The organism is Candidatus Bathyarchaeota archaeon, assembly GCA_026014465.1.
GTDB lineage: Archaea > Thermoproteota > Bathyarchaeia > Bathyarchaeales > Bathycorpusculaceae > JADGNF01.
Genome location: JAOZID010000010.1, coordinates 1,644,595 through 1,659,506, shown reverse-complemented (window position 1 = coordinate 1,659,506; position 14,912 = coordinate 1,644,595). Strand labels below are relative to the sequence as shown.

At 47.8% G+C, this 14,912-nt stretch carries 15 protein-coding genes and 1 tRNA gene; 10 read left to right on the top strand and 6 right to left on the bottom strand.

Features of this window, described 5'->3' with window-relative positions; translation table 11 throughout:
* The first annotated feature begins 105 nt into the window (after window positions 1-105).
* On the top strand, window positions 106-975 hold the full coding sequence (locus tag NWF04_10685; GenBank protein MCW4007036.1) for a DMT family transporter: 870 nt from the start codon (window positions 106-108) through the stop codon (window positions 973-975).
* A 17-nt stretch (window positions 976-992) separates the two neighbouring features.
* On the opposite strand, the gene NWF04_10680 is transcribed toward NWF04_10685, so the two are convergent.
* Window positions 993-1,736, bottom strand: a complete 744-nt coding sequence (locus NWF04_10680; GenBank protein MCW4007035.1) for a glycosyltransferase — start codon at window positions 1,734-1,736, stop codon at window positions 993-995.
* A 215-nt stretch (window positions 1,737-1,951) separates the two neighbouring features.
* Between NWF04_10680 and NWF04_10675 the strand changes: the two genes are divergently transcribed.
* The 6 genes from NWF04_10675 to NWF04_10650 all read left to right on the top strand — a co-directional run bounded on the left by NWF04_10675 (window position 1,952) and on the right by NWF04_10650 (window position 5,601).
* Window positions 1,952-2,029: transfer RNA gene (locus NWF04_10675), tRNA-Arg, on the top strand.
* 88 nt (window positions 2,030-2,117) lie between these two features.
* On the top strand, window positions 2,118-3,011 hold the full coding sequence (locus NWF04_10670) for a hypothetical protein (protein ID MCW4007034.1): 894 nt from the start codon (window positions 2,118-2,120) through the stop codon (window positions 3,009-3,011).
* Window positions 3,008-3,349, top strand: coding sequence for a hypothetical protein (locus NWF04_10665; GenBank protein ID MCW4007033.1), 342 nt, complete (start codon window positions 3,008-3,010; stop codon window positions 3,347-3,349). The genes NWF04_10670 and NWF04_10665 overlap by 4 nt, the downstream gene beginning before the upstream one ends.
* Window positions 3,350-3,507: 158 nt before the next feature.
* Window positions 3,508-3,996 carry a QueT transporter family protein gene (locus NWF04_10660; GenBank protein MCW4007032.1) on the top strand — a complete coding sequence of 163 codons (489 nt, stop codon included), beginning with the start codon at window positions 3,508-3,510 and terminating at the stop codon, window positions 3,994-3,996.
* Window positions 3,993-4,661 (top strand): 7-cyano-7-deazaguanine synthase QueC, encoded by a 669-nt coding sequence (gene queC, locus NWF04_10655; GenBank protein ID MCW4007031.1) that lies wholly within the window; start codon window positions 3,993-3,995, stop codon window positions 4,659-4,661. Before NWF04_10660 ends, queC begins: the two co-directional genes overlap by 4 nt.
* Before the next feature lie 190 nt (window positions 4,662-4,851).
* On the top strand, window positions 4,852-5,601 hold the full coding sequence (locus NWF04_10650; protein ID MCW4007030.1) for a phosphoribosyltransferase family protein: 750 nt from the start codon (window positions 4,852-4,854) through the stop codon (window positions 5,599-5,601).
* A gap of 234 nt (window positions 5,602-5,835) precedes the next feature.
* On the opposite strand, the gene NWF04_10645 is transcribed toward NWF04_10650, so the two are convergent.
* Window positions 5,836-7,092, bottom strand: coding sequence for a MiaB/RimO family radical SAM methylthiotransferase (locus NWF04_10645; protein MCW4007029.1), 1,257 nt, complete (start codon window positions 7,090-7,092; stop codon window positions 5,836-5,838).
* A 202-nt stretch (window positions 7,093-7,294) separates the two neighbouring features.
* Between NWF04_10645 and mtnA the strand changes: the two genes are divergently transcribed.
* From mtnA to hisS, 3 genes are all read left to right on the top strand, one after another.
* Window positions 7,295-8,320 carry an S-methyl-5-thioribose-1-phosphate isomerase gene (gene mtnA / locus NWF04_10640; GenBank protein ID MCW4007028.1) on the top strand — a complete coding sequence of 342 codons (1,026 nt, stop codon included), beginning with the start codon at window positions 7,295-7,297 and terminating at the stop codon, window positions 8,318-8,320.
* A 133-nt stretch (window positions 8,321-8,453) separates the two neighbouring features.
* Window positions 8,454-9,011: a tRNA-intron lyase gene (gene endA / locus NWF04_10635; GenBank protein ID MCW4007027.1), complete on the top strand. Its 558-nt coding sequence runs from the start codon at window positions 8,454-8,456 to the stop codon at window positions 9,009-9,011.
* 14 nt (window positions 9,012-9,025) lie between these two features.
* Complete coding sequence (gene hisS / locus NWF04_10630; GenBank protein ID MCW4007026.1) at window positions 9,026-10,300, top strand: histidine--tRNA ligase; 1,275 nt, start codon at window positions 9,026-9,028, stop codon at window positions 10,298-10,300.
* Window positions 10,301-10,422: 122 nt separating this feature from the next.
* Here the strand turns inward: hisS and NWF04_10625 are convergent, their stop codons facing one another.
* From NWF04_10625 to NWF04_10610, 4 genes are all read right to left on the bottom strand, one after another.
* On the bottom strand, window positions 10,423-11,787 hold the full coding sequence (locus NWF04_10625; protein ID MCW4007025.1) for a glutamine synthetase family protein: 1,365 nt from the start codon (window positions 11,785-11,787) through the stop codon (window positions 10,423-10,425).
* 186 nt (window positions 11,788-11,973) lie between these two features.
* Window positions 11,974-12,465: a hypothetical protein gene (locus NWF04_10620; GenBank protein ID MCW4007024.1), complete on the bottom strand. Its 492-nt coding sequence runs from the start codon at window positions 12,463-12,465 to the stop codon at window positions 11,974-11,976.
* On the bottom strand, window positions 12,432-13,322 hold the full coding sequence (locus NWF04_10615) for an RsmB/NOP family class I SAM-dependent RNA methyltransferase (protein MCW4007023.1): 891 nt from the start codon (window positions 13,320-13,322) through the stop codon (window positions 12,432-12,434). Before NWF04_10615 ends, NWF04_10620 begins: the two co-directional genes overlap by 34 nt.
* A gap of 54 nt (window positions 13,323-13,376) precedes the next feature.
* Window positions 13,377-14,768, bottom strand: a complete 1,392-nt coding sequence (locus NWF04_10610) for a right-handed parallel beta-helix repeat-containing protein (GenBank protein MCW4007022.1) — start codon at window positions 14,766-14,768, stop codon at window positions 13,377-13,379.
* Window positions 14,769-14,912: the final 144 nt, after the last annotated feature.

The following is a 14,912-nucleotide window of genomic DNA, read 5'->3' as shown; positions in this document are numbered from 1 at the left end:
ACCCAACTGTTAAGCTTGCCCAGAAGTTTAAACATAACGCGCGGCAAACCCCACAGAAAAGCTAGATTTGTTTTAATACATCCAAACTTTACTGTGCAGTGGAACATGTTAGGCATTGCTATTGCTTTGCTGTCTGCGGCGACTTCAGGGTTATCCATAGTCTTAGTCAGGAAATACTCGGACCATTCAAACACCTTCAACATAAGCCTCATCCTAACCGTCGTGGGTATGGCAATTTTGTGGCCTGCAGCGCTAATTGCATCGGAGGAAAACCTTGCAATAAGCGTTGGGGCGGTGGCGTTTTTTGCAGTCAGCGGAGTATTGTCCCCAGGAATTGTCAGACTCCTGTATTATAAGGGCATGAGCAAGCTGGGGGCACCTGTAACGTCAGCGGTTTACGCGACCAATCCGTTGTATAGTTCGCTTTTGGCGGTTTTGTTGCTGGGGGAAGTTTTGACGAACTGGAACATCATTGGCGTTGCAGCCATCATCGTGGGCATCGTGCTCATGGAAATCAACCCGTCACGCAGCCTTAGCCAAGCCAAACGGCAACGAAGATACCTGCTACTCCCCGCCATAGCCGCATTCACCCTAGGCGTATCGAGCATAATTCGAAAATACGCCCTAGACATATCCAACATGCCCATACTTGGAGTCGCCATAGCCTACACGTTCTCGCTTGCCCCCTACGCGTTCATGCTGGCGATGCACAGACCCACCCAGCGAAAACTAAACTTCAAAAAGAACCTGCGATGGTTTTGGGCAGCAGGAATCGGACAAGCAATAACGTGGCTCTTAGCATTTTACGCCCTAAACATCGAACAAGTAAGCATAACCATGCCACTTCTGGCAACCGAGCCCCTGTTCGTGGGAGCATTTGCGATAGTTTACCTCAAAGAATTAGAACAAATCTCCGCGTGGCTACTAGCAAGCATAGCGATAACGGTTTTTGGAGTAATCTGCATCACCCTATAAACCTCAAGACGCCAGGGTTATTTTGTGTTGATGTGGGGGAAATCTTGGACCCATGGGCGCTGATTTAGGATGAAGACGCGTACGTAGTTTTTGAAGTACATGGAGTACATTTCGCGTTTTCCGCAGTTGCTTATGCGTCTAACTGAAGTGTAAGCTGTGGCGCGGTTGTTTACTACGCATTTGCCCATGCGTCCCATTTTCCGCGAGAAGGTTATGTCTTCGCCGCATGCGATGTCTTCGTCAAAGCCGCCTACCCTGTCAAAGACGGCTTTTCGGGCAGCGCAGCAGACGCTGGGGAACATGGGAAAACCTAACCGCGCGGTCAAGTCGGCGATTTTGTTAGTGAAATTGTAGTGGGAAACTGCGAAAAGGCGGTCAAGAGGTTTGAGAAGCTCTAGGTTTTTTAGGATACCTGAGACGCAGACGACTTTGGGGTCGATGAAGTCATGATACATTTGGGATACAAAGTCGGTTTCAAGGTATGTGTCGGCATCCAAAAACAGCAATAACTCGCCGCAAGCAGCTTTGGCACCAGCGTTTCGGGCGCGACCTACCCCGCGGGCACGCAAATCAAGAACTTTAGTTGCACTTCGCTTAGCAACCTCACGAGTGTTATCTGGGCTATGACTATCCACCACAATACTTTCAATGGAGCCTTCGTCAAAACGCTGATTCACAACGCTCTTCAAACAGCCCTCAATAGTTTCCTCTTCACGATAAGTCGGAATAATCACTGACACCAGAGGGTTAAGACCAACCATACATCTGTCCCATGCCCAACAATTGCTCACCGTATCAAGAAACTAAATTAATAACCTTTTCGCAAAAACATCTCCAAAAACCAAGCTAAACAACAAACAACCCACCCGCCAACCCCCAAACAAAACACAACCACCAACCCACAAGCCACAAAACCCACCAAACAACAGGTAAAATTATATCTCTAAGACCTTATTATGAAAACTCTACACAAAAAGGATCCGTGGCGCAGCACGGATAGCGCGTCAGCCTTCTAAGCTGAATGTCCTGGGTTCAAATCCCAGCGGATCCGCCACCAACCCCAAACAGCAGGCAAACAGGTTTTTACAGAAAAGCTATGTAAACCAAGGAGAGTATTGATTTTAAACTGTGAGGGTGAGGGTTTGAGGAGGTCGGGGTTTGTTGGGTTTGGTTTGTTTTCTGTTGCGGTTGCGTTTTTGTTGTATGGTGTGTATCAGGCGGTTGTTACGTCGGTTTTTCTTTGTAGGTTTTCGGCTGGGTTTCCTTCTGTGATGGAGTTTGTGGAGACGTCGCATCCTGCGCTTCAGACGGTGTTGATTTTGGTGCAGGAGTTTGCGTCTTCGGTGGGGATTTATCTGCGGTTAATTGCGGGCGTGTTTGGGGTTTATGCGGCGGTGCTTTTTGTTAGAGGGGATGGTCGGTGGCTTGGCAGATTTGGCGTTGCGCTGTTTTTTGAGGCGCTCTATTTTGCATTTTTGATTCCTTCAGGCATTAACCATGTTGTGGGTTCGCAGATAACTTCTGGGATAGATTTGAATCTGTATACGGCTGCATCGTTTCTGCTGCAAGCCGCTCTTATATCGCCGCCGCTGTTGATTCTAAGCCGCAAAATCAGGAAAAACCAAAGCAATCAGGAGGTTTTGCGGTGGTTTGGGGTTGCGGCTCCTTTGTATGTGTTGGGGTTGTGGGTTAAACATGCCCTGTTGTGGACGTACGCGCTTTTACCATTAGGGGACTGGCAGGGAACCGCCTGGGAGGTTTTGGGTGCCGCCAACTCAGTGTCCACGTTGCTTGCCGCTGCGGTAGTCTGCGCCGTTGCTTGTTTGCCGCTGATTCAAAGAAAAACCCAGCCAAATCCGTGTTTACTGGGAACTGCCCTGATGTTGATTGCTTGTTATGTCATAGTTTACGCTGCCGTTGCGGTTTGGGTTCCCGTTTACAACTCGTTTGCCCCGTTAATTGAACTCTGGCTCGCAGCAGCGCTAATCTTAGGAGCTGCAGTAATCACTAGTAAAGGCAGAGGTGAACTGTTTTGAAGTATTATGTGGAGGAGGTTATGGCGCCGTATAGGTTGGCTTTGGAAGAGGAAGTGTTGAGTTGGGATAGGATTGGTTTTAAGAAGATGTTTGGTTGCCCCTGCTACAAGGCTGATGAGAGGTTGTTTGTGTTTTTGGTTACAGAGGGCATTGTAATTACGCGGCTAGAGCAAGCGGATAGGGAGAAGGTTGCAGCGCATTTTGAAACTACCTACTTTAGGGCTGGAGAGAAACAGGTGAAGAGTTGGATACAAATTAGCCTCCACAGCCTCGAAGACCTCAACGCAGTTATGCCGTATGTAAAAGAGAGCTATCTGCAAGCCCGAAAGCAAAAGTAAGCCCGCTCTTAAGCGGATGAGAACGCATTTTTGGTTCGTTTGGACGCATAACGTTTTTAAGGACACAGAGGGTTTTGTGGCTTTGTTGGCGGGTAAGTGGGCCTCCACCCGTTCCGCCAGTAAATATAAACCCCGGAGTTGGAGGAGAAGTAGTAAATTTGAGAATAAACACTAAGGATTTAGCTTTAACCACGATTTACGCTGCTTTGTATGCGGCGTTAGTTTTTGCTTTTGCACCTATATCGTATGGGCCTTTGCAGTTCAGAGTTGCAGGTGCCCTGCGCCCGGGCATTTCCAAGAAATGGGTTTTGGCGGTGGGTTACGCGTTGGGGGCGTTAATTGGAAACTTGTTTACGCCGTTTCCGCTGTATTATGAGTTGGCGTTTATGCCTGTGATGAGTTTGCTGGCGGGTTTGGCGGGGTATGTTGTTGCGAAGCCGTTTAAGGGGAACTATTTTGTTTCGGGCGCGGTGACTGCAGCAATTATTTCGGTGAGCGTGAGTTGGATGCTTAGTCAGCCGCTTGTTGCTAATGCACCTATGGTTGTGACTTTGCCGTATTTGTTTGTGGCAGAGCAGATTGTGTGTTTCCTTGGAGCGGTGGTGTTTACGTTAATTGGAAGAAGATTTAGATGGTGGAAAACATGATGGATCAAAAAATTGAAAACAAGAAATGTGTAGTTGTTCTAAGTGGTGGACCTGACTCCGCGACGGTTGCGTACTGGGCAAAACAGCAGGGCTATAGCATCTACGCGGTAAGCTTTAAGTACGGACAAATGGCAGACAAAGAAACCAACTGCGCCAGCCAAATCGCACAAAAACTCGCAGCGCCCATAAAAGTCATTGACCTCTCTGCGCTCAAAACCATATTCACAGGAGTCACTTCACTGTGCGACGAAAACATACCCTTGACCTCAGACTTCACGCAGCCCATTATTGTGCCGTTTAGGAACGCCATTTTTCTTTCCGTGGCGGTTGCGTATGCAGCTTCGGTTGGGGCAGAGAGAATCTTTTATGGTGCCCAAGGGTCGGATGAGCCGTTTTATCCTGATTGCCGCAGAGAATTCTACAAGGCGTTTGAGAAAGCCGCGCAGCTTGGAACGGATAGCCAAATACAAATCGAAGCGCCCTTTAGCGGCAAAACCAAAGCCCAGCTCCTATCAATTGCCGCGGACCTTGGCGTGCCCCTAGAGCTTACGTGGTCGTGTTACCGCAGCTCAGACGTGCACTGTGGAACATGCGAATCGTGCGTCAACCGCAAAAACGCGTTTGCCAAAGCACAAATCCAAGACCCCACAACATACCAGAAATAACCCGCCCACAGGGCTACTTTTTTCTTTTGTTTGGAGCTTAGGTTGAAGTGTCAGGTGCTTTTTTGTTTGGGTTCTAAAGCTGACTAGGTTTGGGTGTGAGTTTTACACGGAAAATATAAATTGGCAAGCAAGTATAGTTTGGTAATGTTTTAGTATTTGACTTGTAGGTGTATACGGGGGAAAAGATAGGATGAGCACTCATGCGGAAGACCTCAAGCTCAGGTTAATGACCATTGAGCTTTTACGTACCGCAAAATATAAGCGAAATATCACTTACAGGGAGTTAGCTTCCAAAACAGGTTTGCCAGTTACGGTTCTAAGCCGCTACGCGAAGGGTCATGTTCTGCCAAACACCAGCCGCGCAAAACAGCTCTGGCGCGTTTTAACCAAACTCGTAGGCTTAGAAACCGAGCTGCGTAACCGCATAAAATTTGATGACACAGGCTACTTTGATAACACCGAAATCGTAGGCGACTACAACATCTTGCAGCAAGCCGCCAACCACGCATTAGCCAACTTTGCAGGCAAACGTGTCACCAAGGTTTTAACCGCTGCAACCGACGGCATACCCTTAGCTACCATGGTCGCAAATGCTTTGGGCGTCAATCTTATTGTTGCTAAACGAAACAAGGAAGTAGGCGTCAAAGCCTTCCTTGAGGAAACCTTCATTTTAGGCAGGGATTCAGGTGTGACCGTCACGTTATACATTCCCAAGGACATCATCAAGAAACGCGACAGCGTGCTTATCGTCGACGACATGATCAAGAGCGGAGAAACCCAAGAAGCCCTCGTCACGTTAGTCAAAAAAGCCAAGGCAGAAATCTCTGGTATATTCTCCCTTATTGCAGTGGGCGAAACATGGAAAAAACAGCTAAAACTAAGCAACGACGCCCCCATCGAAGTCGTAACCCACCTCAAATCACCCTTCGACCCCACCTAAACAGCAACAACCAGCTTCTTCTCTTGTTTACCAGCGTTTTTTACGTTCCCCACTTAATTCCGAGTTAACACACCAACCAAGCCTTGATGTCCACCTAAAACTACCTTCAAATAAAACGTCCCAGCTTCAACGATTCGACTTAGCTGTAAGCACCAAATCCACGGTTGGCAGCAAAAGGGGAAAAGAGAAAGGGTGGCTGCTTAGTTTGGTTTTTGGCGTTTTTGTGGATTGGGGTTACATTCTTTGCAGTAGGATGTTTTTGATTTTTCTTGAGGTACGGTTGAGAATTGCTTTTCGGGATAACTGTAGGAAACGTTGTGTTTTTACTTCGTCGGGAACTTTGGGTTCTAGTGTGGCTGCGATGGTTCCTGGGCGTTCAGAGAATTCGTATACTTCAACGTAGTCAAAAACGGCGTCGTCAAGTAGCTTTAGTGTGTCTTGGAATTCTGACTCTGTTTCTGTGGGAAAACCTACCAGCAGTTGTGTTCGAATAATCAAGGCAGGATAAGCCTCACGAACAGACTTTACCAGATGCTTGTACTCTTCAATTGTGTAGCCACGGTTCATCAACTTCAAGATTCGGTTATTTCCAGATTCAGCTGGAAGTTCCACATACTTGATTTTTTTCGAAGCCAAGACCTCAATGAAGCCATCAAGCTGTTTCTTTAGGTGGGAGGGATTGAAGTTACGCAGGAAAATGTTATAGTCGCCTTCTATAGCCGTTAGAGCCTTGAGAAGGTCAACAATAGTGTATCCTAAATCGATGCCATAGGCACCCGGATTTGTTCCCATTAAGCTAAAGTTCTTGTAGCCTTTTTGCAACCCCAATTTAAACTCGGCAACAACTTCAGGCAGGGGTTTACTTTTTGATAAGCCACGAGATAGCCTAACAGCACAAAACGTGCATGCATTAGAACAACCTGTTAATATTTTGATGTAGAAAACAGTGGAGTCTTTACGTCTAACAAGGTTAAAATGGGAACTTACGTATTTATCCCAGCGCAAAGCAGAAGTTTTTAGAACCTTGCTGGCTTTTGAACCTTGATATCGTACATGTTCAGAGCCGTTTTTCTCTGTTACTAACCAAGATTTACCCAGCTGATTTGAAGACAATTTATGAGGTGAATCGGATAAATTCAGTAATTCCTTGAGGTTAGGAAGCTCTGCCTCTGCAGAAACCAGACCCTTATACTCCTTAGCTAGCCCTTCAGGGTCAATCCTTGGGAGACAACCCCAAACCATTAATTTCTGGTCAGCTCTAAGATTACTTTGTATTTCTTTAATTATGTTTATTGAATGTGCTTGGTTCTTATTTGTTAAGCCACATGCTCTGAAAAGAATGAGGTCTGCATCGTACATGTTTGTCTTAACTACATACCCGTTTTCACTCAAGTAATTCTCAAGCTGGGCACCATCCAAAAGGCTCTCTGGGCAACCGTTACCTACAACATACACAGAAGTAACCTTTGACAGATCTGATTCTGAGCTCATATGAACCGACAGATGGTAAACTAGTTTCGCCAAATATTAGGCTTATTCCTGAAAAGTAAGAATTAGAAATACATGAATCATCAAAACATTCTAAAAACTGGTTGAGGTTCAGTTAAAAAGCATAATCGGCTTTTTGCTCTAAGGAAATCTTAAACAGAACAACATTGTTGTTTACCTTAAGCAATTATGCAGGTTATTTAGCATGAGGATGATTAAGCATCAGAACGGAACCGTCTACATTTTGGATCAAACCAAGCTTCCCCTTGAAGAAGTCACTTTGGAAATCAAGACGGTCAGGGACATGTGTGAAGCCATAAAGGTTCTGCGCATACGAGGAGCGCCCCTGCTTGGAGCCGCCGCAGCATTTGGTTTAGCTCTAGCCGCACACAACTCCACGGCAAAAAGCAAGCAAGAACTCATAGACGCTCTAGAAGACGCCGCTGTAAAGATAAAGCAGACAAGACCTACTGCAGTGAACCTGTTTTGGGCAGCCGACCGCGTCTTGAACAAAGCAAAATCTGCCCAGACCACGCAGGTATCTGAGGTAAAAGAGTTGGTGCTATCGGAGGCGCAGAAAATCGCAGATGAAGACGCGAACCAGAATCACCGAATCAGCAGCCACGGCGCACAGGTCATCAAAGACGGCGACACCATCTTGACCCATTGTAACGCAGGGGAGTTAGCCACGGTCGAGTACGGTACGGCGTTGGGTGTTGTTAGGGCTGCGTTTGAGCAAGGCAAAAAAATCAGCGTAATAGCCGACGAAACCCGCCCGCTGCTTCAAGGCGCAAGACTCACAACCTACGAGCTAATGCGAGATGGCATACCCGTCACGTTAATCACCGACAACATGGCAGCCCACGTAATGAGCCAAGGACTCGTCAAAGTTGTAGTGGTGGGGGCAGACCGCATCGTCCAAGACGCCGTCTTCAACAAAATCGGAACCTACGGCGTAGCAGTCCTCGCCAAAGAACACAACATCCCCTTCTACGTCGCAGCCCCAAAATCCACCTTCGACCTCAAACACAAAGCCGCAGACATCACCATAGAACAAAGAAACCCCGCTGAAGTTACTCACTTTGGAGAAAAACAAACCGCCCCAAACAACGTTAAAGTATTCAACCCCGCCTTCGACGCCACGCCCCTCAAATACGTCACAGGCATCATCCACGAAGACGGCATCTACCGCAAAGAAGACTACGCCAAGTTTGGACCAAACTTTCTCTAACTCTTCTTTGTTACAACTACGTACGGTAGCCAAAACGTGCTGTTTTTCCTTGAAGTTGAGCGGTTTGTGGATGGTTAGTGATAACGTTAATTTAGCTAGAGTTCAGAGTAGATGAGCAGATAGGGATATTGTGATGAGTGATAAGGAAGGTTCTCAGGCAGTAGGCGTTGAGATTAAGGTTAAGGGTTCGCTTGTGGAGAGGGGCGTTCAAGTCAGCGAACAAAGTAGCGTGGATGCTCTTTCTCAGAGGGGTTATGGCGTGGCAGAGGAGGAAGGGTTTAGGTTGACATTTTATGAGGCACTGTTCTTGGCGGATAAACAGATGCTTAGCGTCAAAAACGGGAAAGGCGCACCCGTAACTTTCCAAGATCTGCTCAAAGCGTATGAGAAAACCGACGAGAACGCGTGGGGACATTACCTGGTTTACCGTGACCTAAGAAGCCGAGGCTACGTTGTACGCGAAGGCTTTGGCGAAGCCATAGAATTTCGCATCTACGACCGCGGAGCCTACGGCAAAGACACCGCCACCTCACTAGTAATTAGCACCCAAGAAGGCAAACCCATGCCAATGGAACACTTAGCCACTGCGCTCTCCCGATGCCAAAGCCTCAAAAAAGAACTAGTCGTAGCCGTCACAAACCGCCGAGGCGAAATAGTCTACTACTCCGTATCATCACTAACCTTCAAGTAACAGAGGAAAAAGTTATGCCGTCTTTCCAGCCTGTACGCGGAATGCGCGACCTACTCGCTCAGGAAGCCAAAACCCTAAACTACATCATAGCCAAAGCACGGGAAACCGCGCAGCTCTACAGTTTCAGTGAAGCCATAACGCCTGTGGTGGAAAGCTTTGATTTGCTAAACGCCAAGTCAGGCGAAGAAATCCGCCAACGCATGTTCATATTCGAAGATTTGGGCGGCAGAAAAGTCGCATTAAGACCCGAATTCACCGCCTCCATCGCGCGGCTAGCCACTAATACCTTGAAAAATGAGCCTAAGCCTTTGCGGGTTTTTAGCGTGGGCAGCGTTTACCGTTATGATGAGCCTCAGAAGGGGCGGTATAGGGAGTTTTGGCAGGCGAATTTTGAGTTGATGGGTTCAAGCAAGCCTGAAGCGGATGCGGAGGTGGTTTTGCTTATGAACCGCTTGATGCAAAATGTGGGGTTGCAGGGTTACGCTTTGAAACTGGGGCATGTTGGGGTGCTGCGTGGAGTCTTGGCGCAGGAGGGCGTGGAGGATAAGACTCAAAACGCCGTTTTGCAGCGTATGGACAAAAAAGAGTACACCCAAGCTTTCGCGCTTATTGGCTCGGAGAAGTGCCAGCAGACCCTGCAAGGACTCTTAGAGCTCAAAGGCGAAACCGCAGAGCAGACCGTGCAGAACATGCACGCGTACCTCAAAGAGTACCCCCAAGCCTTAGAAGCTGTTGAGAACCTCTCAGCGATTTTGGAGTTGATAACAGCAGGCGGCTGCGAAATCGAAAACGTAGAACCCGCATTTGCCAGAGGATTAGAGTACTACACAGGCATGATTTTCGAAGTCTACGTCCCACAACTCGACATTGCATTGGGCGGAGGCGGACGCTACGATAAACTCATCGAAGCCTTCGGGGGCGAACCAACCCCCGCGGTAGGCATGGCAGCAGGCATAGACCGCACCGCACTAGCAATGCAAAGCCAGCAAACCCAGCTAAACACCAAACAGAAGAAGCGGGTAGTGGTTATTCCCATTAAGGACGCCCAGAAAAAAGAGGCGTTTAGGATTGCACAGATGCTCAGGGACGCGGATGTACCAGCAGAGTTTGAAGTCATGGGCAGAAAAATGGGCAAAGCCTTAGAAGACGCCGACAAACGAAACATGGACTACGCCGTTTTGGTTGGCGAAAGAGAACTCCAAGAAGGCAAAGTTACAGTCAAAGACCTAAAGCAAAGAACACAAACCCAAGTGCAAATCCCACAACTGCCAGAGGAACTTGGAAAATAACACTTCTTCTGCGTTATTGAACAAAGAATCAGCAAGCCGAAAGGCAGGTTCCAGCGGGAAGAAAAGAAAAAGGTTTGTGCCTCGTAAATGAGGCTTCAAGGTTTTGTTTGTTGGTTGGTTTGTTAGAGTTTGGTGATGTAGCGTTCGACTTCCCATTCGGTGACTTGTGTGCGGTAGAGGTCCCATTCTTTGCGTTTTTCGGTGAGGTAGTTTTCGAAGGTTGTTTCGCCTAGGGTTTCGCGCATGAGTTCGCTGGTTTCCATTTCGTCGAGTGCTTCTTTTAGTGATTCGGGCAATGAGACGATGCCTTTTTCTTTGCGTTCTTCGTAGCTCATCTTGTAAACGTTTAGCTCTACTGGTTCTCCGGGGTCAATCTTGTTTTTTATGCCGTCAAGACCTGCTGCGAGCAGTACTGCGAATTGTAGGTAGGGGTTGCCTGAGCCGTCTGGGCATCGGATTTCGCATCTGGCTGCGTTTTTGCGTCCGCCAAAGTTGGGTACGCGAATGAGTGGGCTGCGGTTTTTGTGTGCCCATGCGAGGTAGACGGGTGCTTCGTAGCCGGGGACTAGTCGTTTGAAGCTGTTTGGCCATGAGTTGAGGACTGCGCACATTTTGCGTCCGTGTGCTAGTTGTCCGCCGACGTAGTTGCGGGCGATGTCTGAGAGGTAGTCCCTCTTGGCGTCGTCTGCGTAGAAGAGGTTTTCTGTGCAGTCTTTGTTCCAAAGGCTCTGGTGAGTGTGCATGCCGCTGCCGTTTATGCCTGCGAAGGGTTTGGGCATGTGGGTTGCGATGAAACCGTTTTTGGCTGCAACTACTTTGGTGAGCATCTTCATGGTTATGGCGCGGTCAGCAGTTGTTAGGGCTTCGCCGTATTTGAAGTCGATTTCGTTTTGTCCAAAAGCGACTTCGTGGTGAGAAATCTCGATTTCTATGTCAAAAGCAGCTGCAGTGTCAGCAATTTCTCTGCGCAGATCGTCAGTTAGGTCGCCAGCGTGGAAGTCAAAGTAACCTGCCATGTCAATTGGAGTAGGCAAGCCACCGTCTTCGCATTCTTTTACAACGAAGAATTCAAGTTCGGGGGCACATATGAACGAGTAGCCTGCTTTAGCGGCTTTGTCAAGGGTTCTTTCAAGCACGTAACGTGGGTCACCATCAAAACGTTTGTCGTCAGGAGTGTACACGTCACAAATTAGCCTGCAAGAGGATTTCTCTTTAGGTCTCCAAGGCAGCACAGCAAAGGTTGTGGGGTCAGGGAACAAAACCATGTCGGACTCTTCGATTGGTCTGTAACCAGTAATGGAGGAGCCGTCGAAAGGTTGACCGTTTTCAAACATTGCTTCAACGTTTTTCGAGGATACTGCCAAGTTTTTGATGACGCCGTTTATGTCGGTGAATTGGAGCCTGACGAATTTGATTTCTTGTTCTTGGATTTGCTGGACTACTTGGGTCACGTTCTTTTTCCAAACTGCATCTTTGAAGTTTTTCATTTTCTTACCTCACTTATGTTAGTCCTACTTTTCATATGTTATAGAAAACACATTAATCGTAAACATATATAAGCTTATCCCCCTTTCCAGTAGATAAACGTTCAATCAAATTTCTCTTGTCTGGAAGCATGTACTGATTTGAAAACAAAAAATGCGCAGGAAAAAACCGCCCAGCCCCAACGCAGATTAACGTTCACGACGCAGAAAATCACCCAAATCCAAGATGTTTCTTACAACCACCTTGCCATGCACCTCACCAGCCTTGGCGGCTACTTTCCCAAAACCCAAGCATTCACCATGCTGATTCAAAACCAAAGTCAACTCACCCTTCTTTTGAGAACCACAAGCTTTCTTGATGCCGTTTTGGAAAACATCCTTGCCACATATGAAAAGCCACGCCGCCCGTTTATCAACCACGACCCTGTTTTGAGCCACGTCCAAAAGCAAGTTAAGCAGATTAAAGCTTGGGAAGAAAACGCCGTTCTTAGTTTTCCCCAAATACAAACCCGCATAGTAAAAGCTGCCCTGACACAGCTCTTTTAGGCGTGGGTTTAACAGGTAGTAACGACCCGCTTTTTGCACCATGAATTCGGGGTTTAGAGCAATTTTAGCGCCAAACCTTGAAGCAAAAACTGCTATGTCTTTCATGGCTGCGCCGTCCTTCGTTTTAGTTTGCAAGCAAAGAAGCCCTGTGTTTGGTCTGGCCAGATGCGTTTGCAGTTCGCTACCGACGTATGCAGTTTTTTGCCAAAAACCGTTGTTAAGCCGTTTTCGCCATGGCAATCCACAGGCACAATCTGCAGCGGCAAATTCTTTACTGCCCAATCCATGTTCAACTCGTCTTCTTCAGGCTCTAGCGAACACGTTGAATACACAAGTTCGCCCTTTGCAGACAGGCATTTCACCGCCGCCGAGAGGATTTCGCGTTGCACAGCTGCGTTGTGTTCTATGTCGTTTAGGGTTCGCCGTTTAAACCACAGTTTATCTGAAGCAAAATTCCCCGAACAGGGCACATCAAGCAAAATCCTGTCAAACTGCAGATTTAATGCGTCGACTTGCCGTGCATCTAACGCACGAACTACTGCGCAGCTAACGTGGCAGCGTTCCAGATGATTCGCCAAAGCAGTCAACCGCCGTTTATTCACGTCCAAAGCCATCACAACGCCACGGTTTTGCATCAAATCCGCAAGCTGCACGGTCTTGCCTCCAGGCGCAGCGCATGCATCCAACACGGTCTTGCCCTTCAAATCAGAAAACAAGGAAGCGGGGATTTGGGCAGCAGCTTCCTGAATTGAATACAGCCCCATCAGGTACTCGGCAGTGGCGCCTGCGGAAACTTTGGATTTACCTACCCAGTAACCAGAATCCAAAAAAGAAATCGGCTCTAACGATAAACCTAAACTGTGCATTCTCTGTGGCAGATTCTTGCCTTTAGCGTTACACTGGTTTATCCTAATTGCCTGCTTAGCCTCAACGGGTTTGAAGTCCCAACCCAGTTCCCGATAGCGTTTGACAAAAAAGTCCTTGCCCGACATCAATCAACATGTACGCTGTTTTGCATAAAAACCTTTCAAGGAGCCAAAGGGGCGCTATGGGGAAGGTTTGCGTTTGAGAAGTAACGCGAGTATGGTGATTGTGGTGGCTGTGAGGATTCCTGCAACAATGAAGAGTTCAGTTGGAGGGGGGTTGGTTTGTGGCTGAGTTGGCTGGGGCGAGGGCGTAGGTTGTGGAGAAGCAGAGGTGCTTGGGGTTTGTAGCGGCGTAGGGGTTGGGGTTGGAGTGGGCGTGGGGGTTTGTTGTGGTTGGGTGGTGTTTGGCAGGTTTGCGGGGTTTGTTAGGGGGTAGTGGTCGGTGTTTGTGGTGTCGATTGTATAGGGGGTATCGCCTATGCCGTCGTCGTCTGTGTCGGTTCCGTTGTAGTTGCTCCAGTAGTTGCCTGTGGTTCCGTTGTCCCAGAAGTGGGGTTTGACGTTTCCAGTTAGGTTGACGGGGTTGTTGATGATGTTGTTTTCGTAGATAAGGTTGTCATAGGCTGCTCGATAGGGTGGGCTGTGAATTAGGATGCCCCCTTGAGGGTTATCCGCTATGAGGTTTAAACGTAAAGTGTTGTTTTGGGCGCCGTCAATTTTAATGCCCGCCTGATTAGCTACAATACGATTAGCAAGAACCAAGTTATTATCCCAAGCGAGCAAAATACCCACGTCTCCGCCGTCTTCACTGCCAGTTGCCGTTATGTTATTCCCAATGATTCTGTTAAAAGAGGAACCCGAAGAACTTATGCCAATGCCGATGTCTCCGTTTCCAGTTACAGTGTTTTCTGCGATAAGGTTGTTTTTGTTGGGTTCATTGCCGTCGAGTGTGATTCCTGCCCAGCCGTTTGAGGCAGCGTAGTTGCCTGTTATGCTGTTGTTGTTTGAGCCGCTGGCAGTGATTCCTATGTCGTGGCTTGCCGTTGCGTTGTTTGCAGAGATGTTGTTGTCGTGAGAGTTGGCTAGGTAGATTGCGTTCCAGTTGCCGTTTAACACGTTTTCGTAGATGTTGTTAAGGGAGGATTCGAAGAGCCAAATGCCATAGAAGGTGCTCTCTACATTGTTTTCGTAGATGTTGCAGTGTTTAACGTTTAACAGATGGATACCGTAGTACCAGCGCATTGTTGAGGGACGCTTAAACGTAAAGCCAGTTACGGTCACGTTATCGTGTGTTATTGCGCATGCGCTGTTGCCTTCTCCCGTGACAATGGTGGATTGTTTGTTTTCGCCAATTATCGTGAGTTGCTTTTGGATTACCAAGTCTTCATGGTAAGTTCCGCTTCTAACAAAAACCACATCACCATCCGCAGCAGAGTTAAGAGCATACTGAATAGTTGCATACTCGTCAGGGACAATAAGGGTCCTAGGCTCAGCTTCAACGCCACCAACAACAACCAAAGCAGAAGCAAACAAAAAACAAACAAGCACCACCACAACCAAACGATTACCCATACCCTAAACACCCTACCATAATACTGATGCCCCCGCTATTAGCTCTCCCCAAAGAACAAAACGTTCCCCCAAAAGAACACACAGGCACGCATCCAACCCAAAGAACAGACCCCCTCCCCCTTTCTGCATAGAATTAATATTTGG

Coding starts and splice junctions, on each gene's coding strand:
- NWF04_10685 (MCW4007036.1), top strand. CDS start 106: ATGTTAGGCATTGCTATTGCTTTGCTGTCTGCGGCGACTTCAGGGTTA.
- NWF04_10680 (MCW4007035.1), bottom strand. CDS start 1,736: ATGGTTGGTCTTAACCCTCTGGTGTCAGTGATTATTCCGACTTATCGT.
- queC (MCW4007031.1), top strand. CDS start 3,993: ATGATGGATCAAAAAATTGAAAACAAGAAATGTGTAGTTGTTCTAAGT.
- NWF04_10650 (MCW4007030.1), top strand. CDS start 4,852: ATGAGCACTCATGCGGAAGACCTCAAGCTCAGGTTAATGACCATTGAG.
- NWF04_10645 (MCW4007029.1), bottom strand. CDS start 7,092: ATGAGCTCAGAATCAGATCTGTCAAAGGTTACTTCTGTGTATGTTGTA.
- mtnA (MCW4007028.1), top strand. CDS start 7,295: ATGAGGATGATTAAGCATCAGAACGGAACCGTCTACATTTTGGATCAA.
- endA (MCW4007027.1), top strand. CDS start 8,454: ATGAGTGATAAGGAAGGTTCTCAGGCAGTAGGCGTTGAGATTAAGGTT.
- hisS (MCW4007026.1), top strand. CDS start 9,026: ATGCCGTCTTTCCAGCCTGTACGCGGAATGCGCGACCTACTCGCTCAG.
- NWF04_10625 (MCW4007025.1), bottom strand. CDS start 11,787: ATGAAAAACTTCAAAGATGCAGTTTGGAAAAAGAACGTGACCCAAGTA.
- NWF04_10615 (MCW4007023.1), bottom strand. CDS start 13,322: ATGTCGGGCAAGGACTTTTTTGTCAAACGCTATCGGGAACTGGGTTGG.
- NWF04_10610 (MCW4007022.1), bottom strand. CDS start 14,768: ATGGGTAATCGTTTGGTTGTGGTGGTGCTTGTTTGTTTTTTGTTTGCT.